Below are 16,635 nucleotides of genomic sequence, written 5' to 3' on the forward strand. Positions count from 1 at the left end.
GTTGAACTTTTGGTGGTAATTTCAATAATTGGTCTATTGGCAACTTTAGCAATTGTAGCTTTGAAAAATACTAGAGAAAAAGCAAATATTGCCAAAACTAAAGGCGATTTAAAGCAGATTCAAACTGCGATTGAAGTTGCTCGTGATCGGGAGAATAAAGTTTTAGGGCGAGATTATCGAGATGGAAACGGCGTGACAGGAAGCGGATGCTCGGACTGTTCCTGTAGGCCTCCCAGTTACACACTTGATAGCCCTCAATGTATAACAAGTATGACAAATGCTTTTAATAAGCTCGGCTTTGCTGGATTATTAAGGGATCCTTGGGAGAGTCCCTATTTGATTGATGAGAATGAATATGAGTTTTCTGGTGATCCTTGTCGTCGGGATACTGTCAGATCAGCAGGTCCTAACCGGATGATTGGCGGCGGTGACGACTTATCTATTTATATACCTTTTTATCTTTGTGATTAGTTTTTTTAATCAAGAATTATGTCAAAAAAACCAATTATCATCGCCAATGGAAAATGAACTCTAAAAGATTAAAATCAGGTTTTACTCTTATTGAGCTTTTGGTGGTGATTTCAATAATTGGGTTGTTGTCAACTTTAGCAATTGTGGCTTTAAACAATGCCAGGGCCAAGGCGAGAGATGCGAAGAGGCTGGTAGACATGAAACAAATTCAAACTGCTTTGGATTTATATTATGATGCGAATAACCGATATCCTTCTATTTCTGGTGATGCCTGCTGTGATGGCTGGGACCAAGGACCTTGCGGTGCTGATCCATTTATTGGCGCCTTAGTGAATGAAGGGTTAATGAGTAATGTTCCTACAGACCCAAGTGGTGGCTCTGGTACAGGTTGCTATGGCTATGCCTATTATCGCTATGGGGCGGGGAGTTATGGCTGTGATCCTTTGCACGGCGCTTATTATGTTTTAGGCGTGCGGGATATGGAAACCAGTGGCAGACCCCATCCAAATAGCCCTGGCTGGAGTTGTCCTTCGCGAGATTGGCAGGGAGAGTTCGATTGGGTGATAGGTAAATTTGAACGTTAGTCGAGCGTTACTTGTAGACAAAAAATAACATAGATACTATGCTCCAAAAACCCATTATCATCGCTAACTGGAAAATGAATCTTGAACAAGTCAAGCGGCTTTTTAAAGTGGTAAAGAAAGTTATCCCCAGTCAAGCACTTGACAAAATTTTTAGATTTGCTATACTTAAAGTAATTAATCTCACTGCGTTCCTTTCCCGGGCAACCGGGGTCGACCGCAGTTTTTTTTATTTAAAAAATCGACATGAAGAAAAAGGCTATTATTTTCATTGACGGTAGTAATTTCTACTACCGCTTAAAGAATTTATCTAAAAAGTCAAAAAGATTGAAACATATTTCACTTTTAAGTTTTGACTATAGAGGTTTTTGCGAATGGCTTTGCAGAGATTTTGAAATAATTGACATTAGATATTACATTGGCGCAGTGAAGAGAAGGAGAAATAATCCGAAAAGTAAGGTTATGCATGCTAATCAACAAAAATTGTTTAGGCGGTTGCAGAAACGTAGAGTAAAAGTAATTACGGGGCAATTAATCCAACATCCGGATAAAACCTATCACGAAAAAGGCGTTGATGTTAGAATTGCGGTAGAGATGATTAGATTCGCCAGATTGAATAAATACGATACCGCTTTTTTGATTAGTTCGGATACTGATTTAGTTCCAGCGGTTGAGGAGGTTTTTTCCTTTGGCAAAAAAGTAAAATACATTTGCGCCAATGAGCGCCAGTCATTTGGTCTGACCAAAACTGCTGGCGATTATTTAGTGTTGCGCGAGGACGATATTAAAATGTTTTTATAATTTTCCGTTTTGCTATGCCGAAAAAACCAATTATCATCGCTAACTGGAAAATGAACCTTGGGGTGAGGGAGAGTGTTGATTTAGTAAAGGCTGTTAATGATCAAGGCGCAGTAAGTAACAATGAAGTTGAGATAGTGGTTTGTCCATCCTTTACTGCTTTGGCATCTGTATCAGACTCCCTGCATCTAAAGTCTGATATCAAACTTGGCGCTCAAAATGTTTTTTGGGAATATAAGGGCGCCTTTACTGGCGAGATTTCCCCCTTAATGTTAAAAGAGTTAGGCTGTGAGTATGTGATTATTGGCCATTCGGAACGTCGCGGGCATCTGGGAGAGACCGACGAAATGGTACACAAGAAGGCAAAAGCGGTTTTAGATGCGGGGCTTATTCCGATAATTTGTGTTGGTGAAAATTTTGATGAACGTCAAAAAGGTCAAAAAGATTATGTTATTATGAAGCAAATGAACCAGGCTTTAGAGGGTTTGCGTCTGTCAGAAGACAGCAAAATAATTATTGCTTATGAGCCGGTTTGGGTGATTGGTTCTGGGCAGGCTATTGAGGCTGAAGAGGCCGAGCATACCCATATAATAATTGAGAGTTATTTGTTGGACATATATTCACCCGATACATTGGCTAAGAAATTAAGAGTTATTTATGGCGGCAGTGTGGATAAGAATAATGTGGCTGAATTTATTGGGCAGAAAACCATTGACGGCGTCCTTGTTGGCGGAGCCAGCCTCAAGGTCGAAGAGTTTGTCGGATTGATTAAGGCAGTGCAAAGGATTGCCTAGCTGGTTTATTTGCAGGAGGTTTGAATTTATTATTTATTATTTTAAAATAACCGTAGTTAATAAATTGTTAATAAAGTTAATAGAGTTAATAAATTTGTAAGGCATCTCGTTTTCTTATTAACTTTATTAACAACTTTATTAACTTTATTAATTACCGTGTTAGCATCTAAACTAAATTTTTTATTATGTTAGTCCATATCAAAGAAGTCATCTCCTGGGCCCAGAAGAAAAAATGTGCTGTTGGGGCTTTTAATACCTCTAATTTGGAGACAACTTTGGGAATTGTTAATGGTGCGATTAAGGCTAAGAAGCCAATCATTATTCAAGTCTCGGAAACAGCGATTAAATACGCTGGCCTTAAACCGATCACCCATATTGTAGAAACAGTGGCAAAAAACGAGGCTGTTAATGTTCCGGTAGCTCTCCACCTAGATCATGGTAAAAGCTTTCACTCGGTTGCCGAATGTATTCATGCTGGGTTTTCTTCAATTATGATTGACGCATCCGATGTTCCGTTTGATGAAAATGTAGTCCTAACCAAGCAAGCTGTTGATTATGCTCATAAATACGATGTTTGGGCTCAGGGCGAATTAGGCCAAGTAAAAGGTTGGGAGGACAATGTCTTTTCCGAAAAAGGGTTTTTAACCGATCCAAAAGAGGCCCAAGAGTTTGTTGAAAAAACAGGTATAAATACTTTGGCTGTTGCTATCGGTAATGTGCACGGAGTTGAGAAGATAAGGAAAGGGTTACCCAGGTTGGACATTAAAAGATTAAAGGAAATCAATGCAAAGATTAAAGTACCCTTAGTTTTGCATGGGGCTTCGGGTTTGGGTAGGGATCAGATTTTTCAAGCCGTGGCAAATGGCATACGAATTATTAACATTGATACAGAAATTAGGCTTATCTTTACCACAACCCTTCGTCGGGTTTTATCCCAACATAAAGAAGAGATTGATATTAGAAATCTTATGCCCCAGCCGATGGAGGCGGTTCAGCGTCTTGTTGAGAGAAAAGTAAAAATGTTCGCGTTGGAGGCTTGAAAACATTAAAGCACGAGAGCACGAGAACATTAAAGCAAATTGCTTTTATGCTTTTATGCTTTTATGCTTTTATGCTTTAATAAAAAAGTATGATATACAATATTTTACCAATCATAATTATTATATTAAGCCTAGCGGTTATAATAATTATTTTAATAAGGAGGGTACCGGATGTAACCAATCTTAATGTTGAACAATTGCCAGAAGAAAAACAGAAAAAGGTCAAGAGGGCATTGATACAAAATAAACTGGATCGTAAATTGGACAAAATTAGTCCAAACTTACAAAAAGTCAACCAGGGGTTGGCGGCTTTAAAAAAGTTTTTTGAGGGCATAGAAAAGAAAATTCTGGCTGTTGAACATAAATATTCCCAGAAACACAAAAAAATAATACAAAATGAGCCAGAAAAATTTCAAGATAAGGTCGTTGTTCTATTGGGGGCGGCAGAAAGCCTAGTGGCTCAGGATAAGTTAGATGAGGCCGAGAAGAAATATATAGAGATTATTGGATTCGACCCCCAAAATATAGATTCCTATAGGGGCTTGGCTGGCATTTATTTAAAGCAAAAGAATTTTAGTGAGGCTAAGCAAGCACTTGAGCATGTTTTAAAATTGCTTAAAAATAATCAGACAGAAAAGGTTGTTGAAGATTATATTAATTTGGGTATGATTTATAGAGAGTTGGGCGAGCAAGCAAAGGCATTAGCAAGTTTTAAAAAAGCTTTGAAATTAGAGCCAAACAATCCCCGAAGCCTTGACCTTTTGTGTGAAATGAGTATAATAGTTAGAGACAAAAAATCAGCCCTATATGCTTATAAGCGGCTTAAAGAGGTTAACCCCGAGAATCAGAAATTAGAAGAATTTAAGAAAAAGACAGGGGAGTTGAGTTAGTAAGTGCCCAGATAGCTCAGTTGGTAGAGCAACTCCATGGTAAGGAGTAGGTCAGCGGTTCGAGTCCGCTTCTGGGCTCCAGATTAATCAGGAATGAAAAGACAATACTAACACAATACTAACAGTTTGTATTTACGGCCAGATTTGATATAATGAAAGCATGGCTACTATTCCTGATAAAAAATTAGCAATTATCGCGAATTACTACGCGGAAGGGCATAGCGCCAGAGAAGTTGCAGATAAGTTTGGGTTTTCAATAGACGCGGTTTACTATTTTTTTCGTAAACACAAGATACCCAGGCGTGAACCTCGGGAGAACAGTATTATATTGTTTAACAAGAAACCGGCTTCTTTTAATGTTAAAAAGAGACTTTCTATTGAAGAGAGGGAGTTGAAACTCGCGGGCATAATGCTATATTGGGGAGAGGGTTCGCAGTGGCCGGGAGAGACAGCTGTAGATTTTGCGAATAGCAACCCGGGAATGATAAAGATTTTTCTTACTTTTTTAAGAATGATTTGCGGGGTTGCTGATAGTAAATTAAGAATTTATTTGTATTGTTATGCAAATCAAAAGCCAAAAAAATTAATGAGATATTGGTCAGCTCTCACTAAAATATCACTGCAGCAGTTTAACAAACCATATGTTAGGCGGGACTTCAAGGAGAGTAAAATCGGTAAAATGAAATATGGCCTTATCCACATCAGATATCATGATAAAAAGTTATTGTTATTGATAAAAAAATGGATATCTGATTTCGTGGATAGATATTAATGTTAGGGGTCGGTACCAAAGTGGTTAACTGGGCGTGACTGTAAATCACGTGGTTTTATACCTACGCAGGTTCGAATCCTGCCCGGCCCACCATTAAAAAATAAAAAACCAAAAATAAAATAATATAAAAATATAAAAATATCCGCCAAAGGCGGATCTCCTCCAAGGGCGGATGGGCCTCTAATCCAAGCCCCTGGCTGACAAGAATACCCGCCAGAGGCGGATAAACCTCTGGTTGATAAAAATAAAATAATAAAAACTCATCTCGTCCTATTTATTTTTATATTTTTATATTTTTATATTATTTTATTTTTTAACCCAATCCCATGAAAAATTATTTAAGGCCTTTAGGGCAATTTGTTAATTACCAAAGTATTATTATTCCTGGCATTCTTTTGATGGGAATCAACATTGGTTTGCTGGCCGCCTTTTTGGTCTGTTTTATGCTCTTTTCTTTTTTACAAAACGAGTTGCTCGGGGGGCTGTCATATCCGGTTTTACCAGCAATCGCAGTTTTGTTTTTTGTTATAGCAAGCGTAAAACTTTGGTATGATTTCGGTATTTTAATCAAAGAAAAGGTCAAAGAAAAGCCTAAGAAAGAAAAGATTAAAGAATCCCTTATTATTGATTTTATTGGCCTTCTGCCCTTGCTGTTTTTGGTGCTTCTAAATAATGTGATTGTTGGCTTAAAACGTTTAGCCAACCCGGGTTCAGTCACTGGTGAATTTTTAGCTAATACCGTGATTGTAATAATTGCTTTAGTGATTCAAGTTTTGATTGTGGAGTCAGCCGTGTTCAGTAAAAAGAGCGAGGCGGCGCAAGAAAAAGTTGTTATTCCAGACGAAAAATTAACATAAAAACATGCCTATTTTAGATATAAAAAAATATCCCGCTCCCATCCTTAAGACCAGGGCGGAAAAGGTCAGAGAGGTTAATTCAGAAATCAAACAGTTAGCCCAGGACATGATTGAAACAACACAAGATAGTAATGGAGCTGGTCTATCAGCGCCCCAGGTAGGGGTAAGCAAAAGGATAATTGTAGCCGACGCGGGCGATGTCCCATGCGTTTTTATTAACCCAGAAATTTTAAAAAGAAAAGGTAAAGAAATAGCAGAAGAAGGCTGTTTAAGTTTTCCGGGTATTTTTTTTAAAATCAAAAGGGCTAGTGAGATAACTTGTAGATTTTTAGATGAGAATGGCAGGCGGCAAGAAATGGAGATTAAAGGATTACTGGCGCGTATTGTTCAGCACGAGACTGATCATCTGGATGGCATTCTTATTATTGACAGAGTGAATTTTTTAAAACGCAGGAAGGCGTTGGGGGAGTACAATAAACAAAAGTAAAAAATGTTAAAAAAGACCTTAAAATTAATTTTAATAATTATCTTAATTTTTTTAATTGGGTTTGTGCTGGTGCGACTCTCTGTGGTTTAAATTTGCGGGGTATAGCTCAGTTGGTAGAGTGCACCGTTCGGGACGGTGAAGTCGCCGGTTCAGTCCGGCTACCCCGACCAGGGTCATAATGGGCAGGCGGGGATGATGAAGTCGTCCCAGTCGCAACCGGGACTACTGCGACGATACGCGTTCTACCCGGTAATTAATAATGCAAAAACATTTGACATGAGAGAGCAACTTAAAAAGTATAAAACAAAAGTAGAACAAAAATTAGCAGGTTTTTTTGATAAAAAGATTGCTGACACAAAGGGTTTCAATAAAGAGATTTTAAAACATTTGAAAGAATTCACTTTACGGGGCAAGAGTAAAAGAATTCGCGCCTTTTTAATTTTTACGGGTTACGAGGCATTCGGGGGCGGGAACCAAAAGGAGATTGTCAAAGCCTCAATGTCTATTGAGCTTATCCATAGTTTTTTTCTGATTCATGATGATATCATTGACCAGGATGAATTGCGTCGAGGCAAACCCACTTTTCATAAAGGATTTGAAAAATATAAAGATAAACATTTTGGAGAATCAATTGCTATTATTGCTGGTGATATTGCTCATACCCTAGCCATAGAAAGTTTTTTAAGTACCAATTTTTCCTTAGGCAAGAAATTAAAAGTTCTACAAAAAATCAATCAAATGATTTTAGATTCTTGCGAAGGAGAAAATTTAGATATATTATTACCCGTTCAAAAAAAACAGTCCAGTCAGAAAGATATCCTTAGGGTGTATGAATACAAAACAGCCAAGTATACTTTTGAAGCCCCCCTGCATATCGGAGCTTTACTGGCCGGAGCAACTGATAAAGATCTAAAAGCATTAAGCGATTATTCCATACCTTTGGGAATCGCTTTTCAAATTCAAGATGATATTTTAGGAGTATTTGGTGATGAACGGGAAATCGGCAAGCCGGTCGGCTCGGATATTCGGGAAGGAAAGAAGACCTTGCTTGTTTGGAAGGCGCTTCAAAGCGCTAATCAAACCCAAAAGAAAAAATTATCGCAGATTTTTAATCAAGAGAAAATTTCTAAAAAAGAAGTTAATGAGATAAGGCAAATTATGATTGACTCCGGCGCTTTAGGCTGGACACAGGACAATGCTAAAAAATTGGGTTACGGGGCGCAAAAACAAATATCATCCTTATCTCGCATTAATCCAAAAGCAAAAAAAGTTTTACTCGAACTAATAGATTACATTATAAATAGAACCAACTAAACATGTCAAAAATTATTCCTAAACATATTGCCATTGTTATGGATGGCAATCGTCGTTGGGCCCGTGAACAAGGTCTTGCTTTACTTCAAGGCCATCTGGCCGGCTATGATAAATTAAAACAAGTAGGGGATTGGTGTTTAAAGAGAGGAATTAAAATTTTAACCATTTATGCTTTTTCTACGGAAAATTGGAATCGGAAAAAGAACGAAGTGAATTATTTGATGCGGCTGTTAAAAATTGGATTAACCAAGGAATCCAAAGAATTTTATAAAAGAGGCATTCAGCTACGTGTTTTTGGCCGAATTTCTGGATTATCAAAAGATTTGCAAACAGCCATAAAAGAAGCCGTGGAAAAAACCAAAACCAACACCAAAAGTATCTTAAACATAGCAATAAATTATGGCGGTCGGGCGGAAATCGTGGATGCGATTAAAAATATAGTTGCTAAAGAAATTCCTGCGTCAAAAATAGATGAGGAAACAGTAAATGAAAATATTTATACAGCTGGCCTGCCGGACCCAGAGTTAATCATTCGGACTTCTGGAGAATACCGGCTTTCAGGATTTTTAACTTGGCAATCTGTGTATTCGGAATTATATTTTTGCCCCAAGTATTGGCCGGCGTTCAGTGAGAAAGATTTGGACGAAGCCTTGGAAGAATACGCCAGAAGGCAGAGGCGGTTTGGGAAGTAAGTTGGCGGTAACTAAGTAATTAAGTAACCAAGTAATCAAGTAATCGGGGGGACCACCTTTGTTAAATTTTTAAATTGGATGTAAAATAGAATTAAAGTTCAGTCATAAATCATCACATTTTCATGCAAAATAGAACCCTTTATTTTGGCGACAATTTAGAAATATTAAAAAAGAAGATTCCTGACGAGAGTTTTGATTTGATTTATCTTGATCCCCCATTTAACTCTAGCAGAAGTTACAATGTTTTATTTAAAGAAGGCCTGCAAGATAGCCCGGCCCAAATCAGGGCTTTTGAAGATTCTTGGCACTGGACAAGGGATTCAAAACAGGCCTTTGATTATTTAGTTAGAAAAACCAATCAGAATATTTCCAATTTAATGCTTGCTTTGGAACAAATACTTGGCCATAATGATGTACTCGCATATCTAAGCATGATGACCGTGCGTTTGATAGAGTTGCATCGTGTTTTAAAAAAGACCGGCAGTTTGTATTTACACTGTGACCCAACCGCCAGTCATTATCTAAAAATTGTTCTAGATGTGATTTTTGGAAAGAGGAATTTTAGAAATGAAATTGTATGGACATATAGACGGTGGCCGGCAAAATCAAGAGCTTTCCAACGGATGCATGATATATTATTCTTTTATGTAAAAGATGGTAAAAATTCATACACTTTTAACACTATTTATCAACCGCTTGCTGATATTACTGTGAAAATACATAAGGGCAAAAAGCAACGAGCTACTTTTATTGATGGCAGAAGATTATCGAGAGATCAAGAGGAAGAATCCGTTGGTACCCCCCTCCCTGATTACTGGTATATACCTGCAATTGCCGGGCATGCAAAGGAGCGGTTAGGATACCCTACGCAAAAACCTGAGGCATTGTTAAAAAGAATCATTGAAGTGTCATCTAATCAAGGAGATTGGATTTTAGATCCATTTTGTGGTTGTGGTACAACAATAGCAGTAGCGGAAAAATTAGAGAGAAACTGGGTTGGTATAGATATTACCGTTTTGGCAATAAACTTAATAAAACACCGATTAAGAGGTCAAAATGGATTAGGTCGCAAACAAATCCACGTTGATGGCTTGCCCACGGATTTAACTAGTGCCAAAGAATTATTCAAAAAAGATCCATTTGAATTTGAGTATTGGGCTTTAGATATGGTTAATGCAATGCCAGCCCAAAGCAAGAGTAAAGAAAATATGAGAGGCGCGGATAAGGGGATTGATGGAATTATTAGATTTCACAGAGACAAATTAAACGGTAAGTCAGAGTATGGTCAAGCAATCGTTCAAGTTAAGGGCGGCAAGGTGCAGAGAAATCAAATCGCAACTTTAAAAAGCGATGTTGAGCGAGAAAAAGCCGAAGCTGGAATTTTTATAACTCTAGAAAAAGCAACCAAACCAATGCAGGAGGAGGCAATAGATGCCGGGACTTTTACTGTACCCTTAACTAACAAATTCGAATTTCCTAAAATTCAAATTTTGACCGTAGAAGAATTATTGCAAGGCAAAAGACCAAATTTACCTCGCGGATTAGTAAAAAATTATTATAAAGAAGCAAAACCGAGTAGTGTCAGCAAAGATGATGCGAAGACAATGGGATTTATGCCCATGCTTTAAAAATTAATTTAAAAAGTTTTTTTAGACATTTTTTTATTTCCAAACAGTTTTTAAAAAGCTGTTTTTTATTTGAATTTTTTACTTTTGAAATGCTAAAATAACCCTATGCCAGATTTATTTGATAAAAATTTGCAAAAAGATTTTCCCTTAGCCGATCGCATTCGGGCTGAGAAATTTAGCGAATTTATGGGTCAGGATTATTTGATTGGTAAGGACAAACTTTTGCGCCGGGCAATCGAAAAAAAAGATGAGTTGCCTTCAATAATCAATAAAAAAACAGGGTTTATCCCGTGAAATATTATGTCGCAGTCGGTTACATTAGCTACTCAAATGCGGCATATTTTATTATTTTCAATTTCATCAAAAGTTCCTGTTAAATCAGGTAAAACTCGCAATGGCAGTGTTTGGTCGGGTTATCCGCAATGCGATTGGGTCGCGCGCGGGTTACAAAGCGGAACTCCGCCTAAAATCTTTGGTCCGGTCAATCTCCTTTAAGATTTGTTTGCGAAGCCGGATATTACCGGGTGTAATTTCCAGATACTCGTCGTCGTGCATGATTTCCATTCCCCGCTCAATTGAAAGCCGTAACGGCGGCGTCAAGTGGATTGCTTCATCAGAACCGGATGCGCGCATGTTGGTTAGATGTTTACCTTTAATCGGGTTAACAGCCATATCATTACCTTTGGCAACATTTCCGATCACCATACCTTCATAGGTCTCAATGTTGGGCTCGATGTACAGCTGTCCTCTAGTTTGCAAATTAGCCATAGAATATGCGGAAGTTTTGCCGGTTGCCATCGAAATCATTGAGCCCACTGCTCGTTTTTTTATCTCTCCTACATGAGGTTTAAAGCCGATCACATGAGATGCCAAGATACCGTTGCCCTTAGTATCAATAATAAAATCGCCGCGATATCCAAGCAAACCGCGCGTTGGTATTTCAAATAAAATCCGCACATGGTTTTCATGATGGTGCATGTTTACCATCTTGCCTCCGCGCTTGGACATTTTTTCAATAACCGAACCGGAAAATTCAGACGGCAGATCAATTGTCACTTCTTCAAAAGGTTCAGACAAAACGCCGTCAATTTCTTTCGTAATAACGTGCGGCTGGGAAACCTGCATTTCGTATCCTTCCCGGCGCATATTCTCAAGCAAAATCGCAATGTGCATTTCACCGCGGCCGGAAATATGGTAGCGGTCTTTAAAAGAAAAATCAATTTTCAAACCAACATTCACTTCAAGCTCTTTATGCAAGCGCTCGTTTATTTGGCTGTTAGTGACAAACTTGCCGTCGCGTCCGGCAAATGGAGAGTTGTTGACTAATAAATCAAGAGAAATAGCCGGCGGGTCAATTGAGATCGCCGGCAGCGGTTTTTGATCCGCGGTCTCGCAAATAGTCTCGCCAATATCAATATCAGGAATACCGGCGATCATCACCAAGTCCGCGGCGTCGGCGGTTTCAATGTCTTGGCGAACAAAACCTTGGAAGGTGTAAATTTTGGTAATAGTCGCTGTTCGGGTTTCGCCGGCAGCATTTTTAATCATAATCTTTTGTCCTCTGGAAGCCCGGCCTTCATAAATTCTGCCAATTGCCAAACGGCCCAGATAATCATCATACGCCAGGTTGAACGGCTGCATGCGCAAAGGAGCGCTAGTGTCGCTCGGCGCCGGCTGGACTTGCTCCAAAATAGTATCAAGCAGCGGTTCAAGACTGCTTGAATCGTCAGTCATTTTCTTTTTAGCAATGCCTTCAGTGCCGATGGCGTAAACGGTTACAAAATCAAGCTGTTCGTCGTTTGCTTCCAGATCAATAAAAAGATCCAGCACTTCATCGCGCGCCTTATCCGTGTCAGCAGCCGGTTTATCAATTTTGTTTAAAACCACAATCGGTTTTAATCCCAGTTCAAGTGATTTTTTCAAAACAAATCTGGTTTGCGGCATCGGCCCTTCTTGGGCGTCAACAACCAAAATCACCGAATCAATCGAGCGCAATACCCGCTCAACTTCCGAGCTAAAATCAGCGTGGCCGGGCGTGTCAATGATATTAATTTTAGTGCCTTTGTAAATTAATGAAGCGTTTTTGGAATAAATGGTAATGCCGCGCTCTTTTTCCAAGTCGTTTGAGTCCATGCTAACGCCTTCCTCAACCATGCCGGTTTGGCGCATCATCCCGTCAACTATCGTGGTTTTTCCGTGGTCAACGTGAGCAATAATTGCGATGTTTCTTGTTTCTTTGTAATTCATGTTTGTAATTTAGTGATTTTTCCGGCGGTTATTTTTGTCTCCCTTTGGGAGATCCCTCGCCTGGAGATTAAATTTTTTATTTCTTGCGAATTTTTGGCTTCGTCCTCTTTTATTCCATTGTCTGCCGCGCGGGCTTCGTTTTAAATTATTGTTTTGGTTATAGTTGTTAAAGCGCTTTTTGTTTTGGTTGCCTTGTTTAGAAGCATAGGAATCATATTCTGGCTCTGCCAATTTGGTTAGCGGAATTGTTTTTTTAATGATTCGTTCAATTTTTTTAACTTCGCGCATCTCGGTGGGGGACACGAAACTAATGGCTTGGCCTGCATTGCCGGCGCGTCCAGTCCGGCCAATCCGATGAACATAATCTCCGGCGTTTTCCGGCAAATCAAAATTTAAAACTAATTCAATGCCCTTAACATCAATGCCGCGAGCGGCAATGTCGGTGGCAACCAACACTCGGACTCCGCCATTTTTGAAAGCTCTCAAAGCATTGCTGCGCTGGCTAAGCGAACGGTTAGAGTGAATTTCGGCAGCGGTATGGCCCATTTGTCTAATTTTAATCGTTAATTTTCTTACCCCATGCTTAGTGCGGCAAAAAATTAAAACGGAACCGTGATATGACGTTAATATTTTTTCCAATTGGGCAACGCGCTTTTCCTTGCTGATAATGACCATCTCTTGATTTATATTTTCCGCTGGCGTGCCTGATGGCGCCACTTCAATATTAATCGGCAGCTTCATGTGTTTTGCCACTAATGACATAATAGCCGGCGGCATCGTCGCTGAAAACAACATCGTCTGTCTTTCCCTTGGAACTGATTTTAAAATTTCATTAATCTGCGGCGCAAAACCAATATCAAACATCATATCAGCTTCGTCTAAAACCAAGATTTTAATATCGCTAAGATTAATTGAATGGCTCTTGATGTGGTCAATCAAACGTCCAGGGGTGGCGATAATGATACGCGGTTTTTGCCGAAGAGTTCTTAATTGAATGTTTTTTGGTTCGCCGCCAATCAATACTGCCGTTCGTAAGCCAAACCTAGCGCCGATATTTTTTAAATGCATATTAGCCTGGCTGGCCAGCTCGCGCGTTGGCAACAACAACAAGCCGCGGCCTCCAATTTGGCTCAACCGTTGAATCATCGGGATGCCAAAAGCCAAGGTTTTGCCGGTTCCGGTTTGGGCAATGCCAACGAGATCATTGCCCTTAATGGCAAGAGGAATTGATTTAGACTGGATTAACGTCGGCTGATTAAAGCCCCATTTTTGCAAAATATCAAGAATCTTTGGCGCAATCCCAAGGTTGCTAAAGTTAAATGAATCTGATTTTATTTTTTCCATAATTTGCTGCTTTCTAATATAAATTAAGGCCACTAAAAAATGACAAGAATATTCTCGTCATCAAAAAATCTTCAGCCATAATTTTAAAACAATTTGTTTCTTTAAATTCTGGCTTTTGGCTTTTTTGTATAACTTTATCTCTTAGCTGTCAGTAGATATATCATCTATATTATACTACATTAAAATATAAAAAATGTCAAGTCAAAATGAAAACAAAATGAAAATAATAGTAATTCCTATCATTTTTGGCCGCAATTACTGAATGCTTGTCCGCCTTTGGAGGAGAATTTTTGCCTGCCCTCGCTTCTTGCCCCGTAGCGAACGCAAAACATTCTGCTACAGGGGTTCCGCCGCCGAATTTCGTGCCCCGCTACTGCGGGGCGCGCCGCCTATCTGTTTAAATAAGTAATTGTTAATTGCAAAACTGTGGCAAACGAAACCCAAAGTAGATACGGAATGTTGGCATAGACAACCCAGCGCAAGTCCGGCGAGGCGCGCCATAAAGCAACGAGCGCCCAGACGAGCGTGCCGAGCGCAAGCAAGATATCAATCGCGGCGAGGAGATTATTTTTCAGCCCAAACTGCAAAGGCGTGAAGGCGAAGTTGAAAACAAGGTTTAGGGCAAACGGAAGCGCCACCATCCACGCGAGCTTGTGGGTTATGGCCTTATAGAACACGGTGCCAAAGGTGACAGCGATGATCGCATACAGCATCGTCCACACCGGACCAAAAAGCCAGCTCGGCGGAGCCCATGATGGTTTAATAAGTTGCGAGTACCAGTTGTATGCGGTCATAATTTTATTTTATTTATTCTAACATAATTTTGGCAATTCAAAATTTGCTTTTCAAATTAGTATGCTCTAAAAAATAATGTTGATTATTAGAAATATTTTACAAAAATTTTGTCCTTCCATGTTTTTAATAAAAAACATCGCTGAATCTTGCGCCAATTCCCGCCAGCCTTTGGAGTGTCATTGTCGCACCGGCTATTAAATGCAATTCTCTACCGATTTCCTTTTGCTCGATTGTGTGTTTTGCACAACATCTGACAATTTTTGGCTGCTGTTTTGCCGCCCTTGCTCCATGCTTTTACATGGTCAGCATCCATTTCAGAGAATTTCCAAATCTTATTTTTATTGGCATCGTGACCAATCGCGCAAGACGAACAATTTGATTTTTGTTTAGCTTCAGCTTCTTTTGTTTGTTTTGCATAAACCGCTTTTTTGGTTGCTTCATCAAAAATTCGGACCTCGAGCAATTTTGTGTCAATGGAGCCACCGAGAATAAACTCAAAAATGCCTTTGCGATTTTTAACATATGAGTCAGCGTAAAGTTTTTGCACTTCAGCCGACACTTTCGCGGGATTATATGCCTGCTTGTGATAATGCTCATACAGCCGTCCCCACTCAAGTCCGCGCATCTCGCTTTCTACATCCGTAAATACATTAGAAACCCAATCAATCACGCTGTTAAAATATTTTTTTAACTCATTGATATTTTTGTCGTAGCGATGACGGCTCATGTAATCATCAATATTTCCTTTACTTACCCAGTCTAAAGCCCTCTCAAAAAATGCCTGCAGGTTCGCGCTGCCCTTTATGTACGCGCTCCATTTTTGAATATTGGTATTTTGGCTGTTGCTGAACTCCTCTTTGCCTAATGTAACGAATGGTCCGGAATAAATCGCGTTTAACAATTCTTGAGGCACGAGCGGAACCCCAGCGATATTGATTGTCTTAAACCACTCTTTTATCTGGCTTTCTGTTCCTTCGCATTCATAAATGAGCAGTCTTGTTTCCAATATCTTGGCTTTCTTGTCTTTTGCCATACCGCCAAAATATTGCATTCCGTTTTCGTCTTTGATGGCGAATTTGTCAGTTACAAAACGGCCAACACTAGTAATGCGCTGTTGTCCGTCCAAAACTTCCAGATTGTTTTCAGAAACCTTATTAAAATAAATCAAACCAATCGGATAACCTTTGAGGATTGAATCAATGACGGCCATTTCTTTTTTCCCGCCGTCAGAAGAATAGATATAGTTTCGTTGATACTCCGGCTGAATGGTTAGTTTGCCGGACAAGCCAAACAAACCCTTGCCCTCAAGTTCGTTATAAACAAACCCTTCGCAAATATCTTTGACGGTGATGTTAGTTTTTAAAATTGTTTTCATATTATTTTTTTACATTTTTTGCTGTCTTGTTTTTTAATTGTTTTATCTCCCGATCAAAATCAGAAATATAATTTTTATCCTGAATGACACGATATTTTTCGTATTCTTTGAGCGCCAATGCTTCGGCGACCTCGTGACTTACTTTTCCGGCGTTAGTTAAAATTTCATACTCGCTGAATTTCAAAAACGCGTTGAGCTTTACAATCCAGTCCCGCATTGTCATCGCCTTGCCGCGCGCCGCTTGCATTTCGGCATAATCCAAATACATATTGCCGATACGATTCAAATGTTCCAGTTCTTTTTTGTCTAAATAATTTTTAGCGATTACTGTGTCGCTTGGCATAATTTTGCTTTGCGGAGATCGCCGCCATGAGGTCAGCCCCATTTTTTCTTTTTTACTGCTCGCGCGCTTCGTGATGATTTCCGCCGCAGTTTTTCCGGTGATGGCAAAATGCAGTTTGTTTTGCACGGTAGCGAAAAATTCTTTGCTCTCGTATGCTTTGGGCGAATAATCAATCGCCGTGGCGTAAATATCGGTGATTTTTTGATA

Annotated in this window: 19 protein-coding genes and 3 tRNA genes; 17 read left to right on the forward strand and 5 right to left on the reverse strand. The window is 39.3% G+C overall.

Going from position 1 to position 16,635, the window contains the following annotated elements; genetic code table 11:
* The 17 genes from KKD20_05640 to KKD20_05720 all read left to right on the forward strand — a co-directional run.
* On the forward strand, positions 1-471 hold a 471-nt coding region (locus tag KKD20_05640), incomplete at its 5' end, for a type II secretion system GspH family protein (GenBank protein MBU4332569.1).
* A gap of 53 nt (positions 472-524) precedes the next feature.
* Complete coding sequence (locus KKD20_05645; GenBank protein ID MBU4332570.1) at positions 525-1,055, forward strand: type II secretion system GspH family protein; 531 nt, start codon at positions 525-527, stop codon at positions 1,053-1,055.
* 38 nt (positions 1,056-1,093) lie between these two features.
* Positions 1,094-1,327, forward strand: a complete 234-nt coding sequence (locus KKD20_05650) for a triose-phosphate isomerase (protein ID MBU4332571.1) — start codon at positions 1,094-1,096, stop codon at positions 1,325-1,327.
* Entirely contained in the window at positions 1,299-1,853 is a 555-nt protein-coding gene (locus KKD20_05655) for an NYN domain-containing protein (GenBank protein MBU4332572.1), read from the forward strand. Before KKD20_05650 ends, KKD20_05655 begins: the two co-directional genes overlap by 29 nt.
* A 14-nt stretch (positions 1,854-1,867) precedes the next feature.
* Positions 1,868-2,644, forward strand: a complete 777-nt coding sequence (gene tpiA, locus KKD20_05660; protein MBU4332573.1) for a triose-phosphate isomerase — start codon at positions 1,868-1,870, stop codon at positions 2,642-2,644.
* A 185-nt stretch (positions 2,645-2,829) separates the two neighbouring features.
* Positions 2,830-3,684 carry a class II fructose-bisphosphate aldolase gene (locus KKD20_05665; protein ID MBU4332574.1) on the forward strand — a complete coding sequence of 285 codons (855 nt, stop codon included), beginning with the start codon at positions 2,830-2,832 and terminating at the stop codon, positions 3,682-3,684.
* An 89-nt stretch (positions 3,685-3,773) separates the two neighbouring features.
* Positions 3,774-4,574, forward strand: a complete 801-nt coding sequence (locus KKD20_05670; protein MBU4332575.1) for a tetratricopeptide repeat protein — start codon at positions 3,774-3,776, stop codon at positions 4,572-4,574.
* Positions 4,575-4,579: 5 nt separating this feature from the next.
* Positions 4,580-4,655, forward strand: a tRNA-Thr gene (locus KKD20_05675).
* A gap of 79 nt (positions 4,656-4,734) precedes the next feature.
* Entirely contained in the window at positions 4,735-5,346 is a 612-nt protein-coding gene (locus KKD20_05680) for a hypothetical protein (GenBank protein ID MBU4332576.1), read from the forward strand.
* Positions 5,347-5,352: 6 nt separating this feature from the next.
* Positions 5,353-5,439: transfer RNA gene (locus KKD20_05685), tRNA-Tyr, on the forward strand.
* 233 nt (positions 5,440-5,672) lie between these two features.
* On the forward strand, positions 5,673-6,203 hold the full coding sequence (locus KKD20_05690) for a hypothetical protein (GenBank protein ID MBU4332577.1): 531 nt from the start codon (positions 5,673-5,675) through the stop codon (positions 6,201-6,203).
* Positions 6,204-6,207: 4 nt separating this feature from the next.
* Positions 6,208-6,690, forward strand: coding sequence for a peptide deformylase (def, locus tag KKD20_05695; GenBank protein MBU4332578.1), 483 nt, complete (start codon positions 6,208-6,210; stop codon positions 6,688-6,690).
* A 95-nt stretch (positions 6,691-6,785) separates the two neighbouring features.
* Positions 6,786-6,860: transfer RNA gene (locus KKD20_05700), tRNA-Pro, on the forward strand.
* 106 nt (positions 6,861-6,966) lie between these two features.
* Positions 6,967-8,004 carry a polyprenyl synthetase family protein gene (locus tag KKD20_05705; protein MBU4332579.1) on the forward strand — a complete coding sequence of 346 codons (1,038 nt, stop codon included), beginning with the start codon at positions 6,967-6,969 and terminating at the stop codon, positions 8,002-8,004.
* A gap of 14 nt (positions 8,005-8,018) precedes the next feature.
* The gene (gene uppS, locus KKD20_05710) at positions 8,019-8,696 is read left to right on the forward strand and encodes a di-trans,poly-cis-decaprenylcistransferase (GenBank protein ID MBU4332580.1); all 678 of its coding nucleotides are present in this window, start codon (positions 8,019-8,021) and stop codon (positions 8,694-8,696) included.
* Positions 8,697-8,818: 122 nt separating this feature from the next.
* A complete protein-coding gene (locus KKD20_05715; GenBank protein ID MBU4332581.1) occupies positions 8,819-10,324 on the forward strand; it encodes a restriction endonuclease in 1,506 nt (501 codons plus the stop codon).
* 105 nt (positions 10,325-10,429) lie between these two features.
* Positions 10,430-10,618 (forward strand): hypothetical protein, encoded by a 189-nt coding sequence (locus tag KKD20_05720; protein MBU4332582.1) that lies wholly within the window; start codon positions 10,430-10,432, stop codon positions 10,616-10,618.
* Between the two features lie 150 nt (positions 10,619-10,768).
* On the opposite strand, the gene typA is transcribed toward KKD20_05720, so the two are convergent.
* The 5 genes from typA to KKD20_05745 all read right to left on the reverse strand — a co-directional run.
* Positions 10,769-12,571, reverse strand: coding sequence for a translational GTPase TypA (typA, locus tag KKD20_05725; GenBank protein MBU4332583.1), 1,803 nt, complete (start codon positions 12,569-12,571; stop codon positions 10,769-10,771).
* 9 nt (positions 12,572-12,580) lie between these two features.
* The gene (locus tag KKD20_05730) at positions 12,581-13,915 is read right to left on the reverse strand and encodes a DEAD/DEAH box helicase (GenBank protein MBU4332584.1); all 1,335 of its coding nucleotides are present in this window, start codon (positions 13,913-13,915) and stop codon (positions 12,581-12,583) included.
* A 389-nt stretch (positions 13,916-14,304) separates the two neighbouring features.
* Positions 14,305-14,709 (reverse strand): tryptophan-rich sensory protein, encoded by a 405-nt coding sequence (locus KKD20_05735; GenBank protein MBU4332585.1) that lies wholly within the window; start codon positions 14,707-14,709, stop codon positions 14,305-14,307.
* Between the two features lie 209 nt (positions 14,710-14,918).
* Positions 14,919-16,085: a DUF262 domain-containing protein gene (locus KKD20_05740; GenBank protein MBU4332586.1), complete on the reverse strand. Its 1,167-nt coding sequence runs from the start codon at positions 16,083-16,085 to the stop codon at positions 14,919-14,921.
* Between the two features lies 1 nt (position 16,086).
* Positions 16,087-16,635 (reverse strand): virulence RhuM family protein (locus KKD20_05745; GenBank protein ID MBU4332587.1); only part of this gene is annotated, 549 nt, incomplete at its 5' end.

Source organism: Patescibacteria group bacterium (genome assembly GCA_018896645.1).
GTDB lineage: Bacteria > Patescibacteriota > Patescibacteriia > UBA2591 > JABMQE01 > JAHIMF01.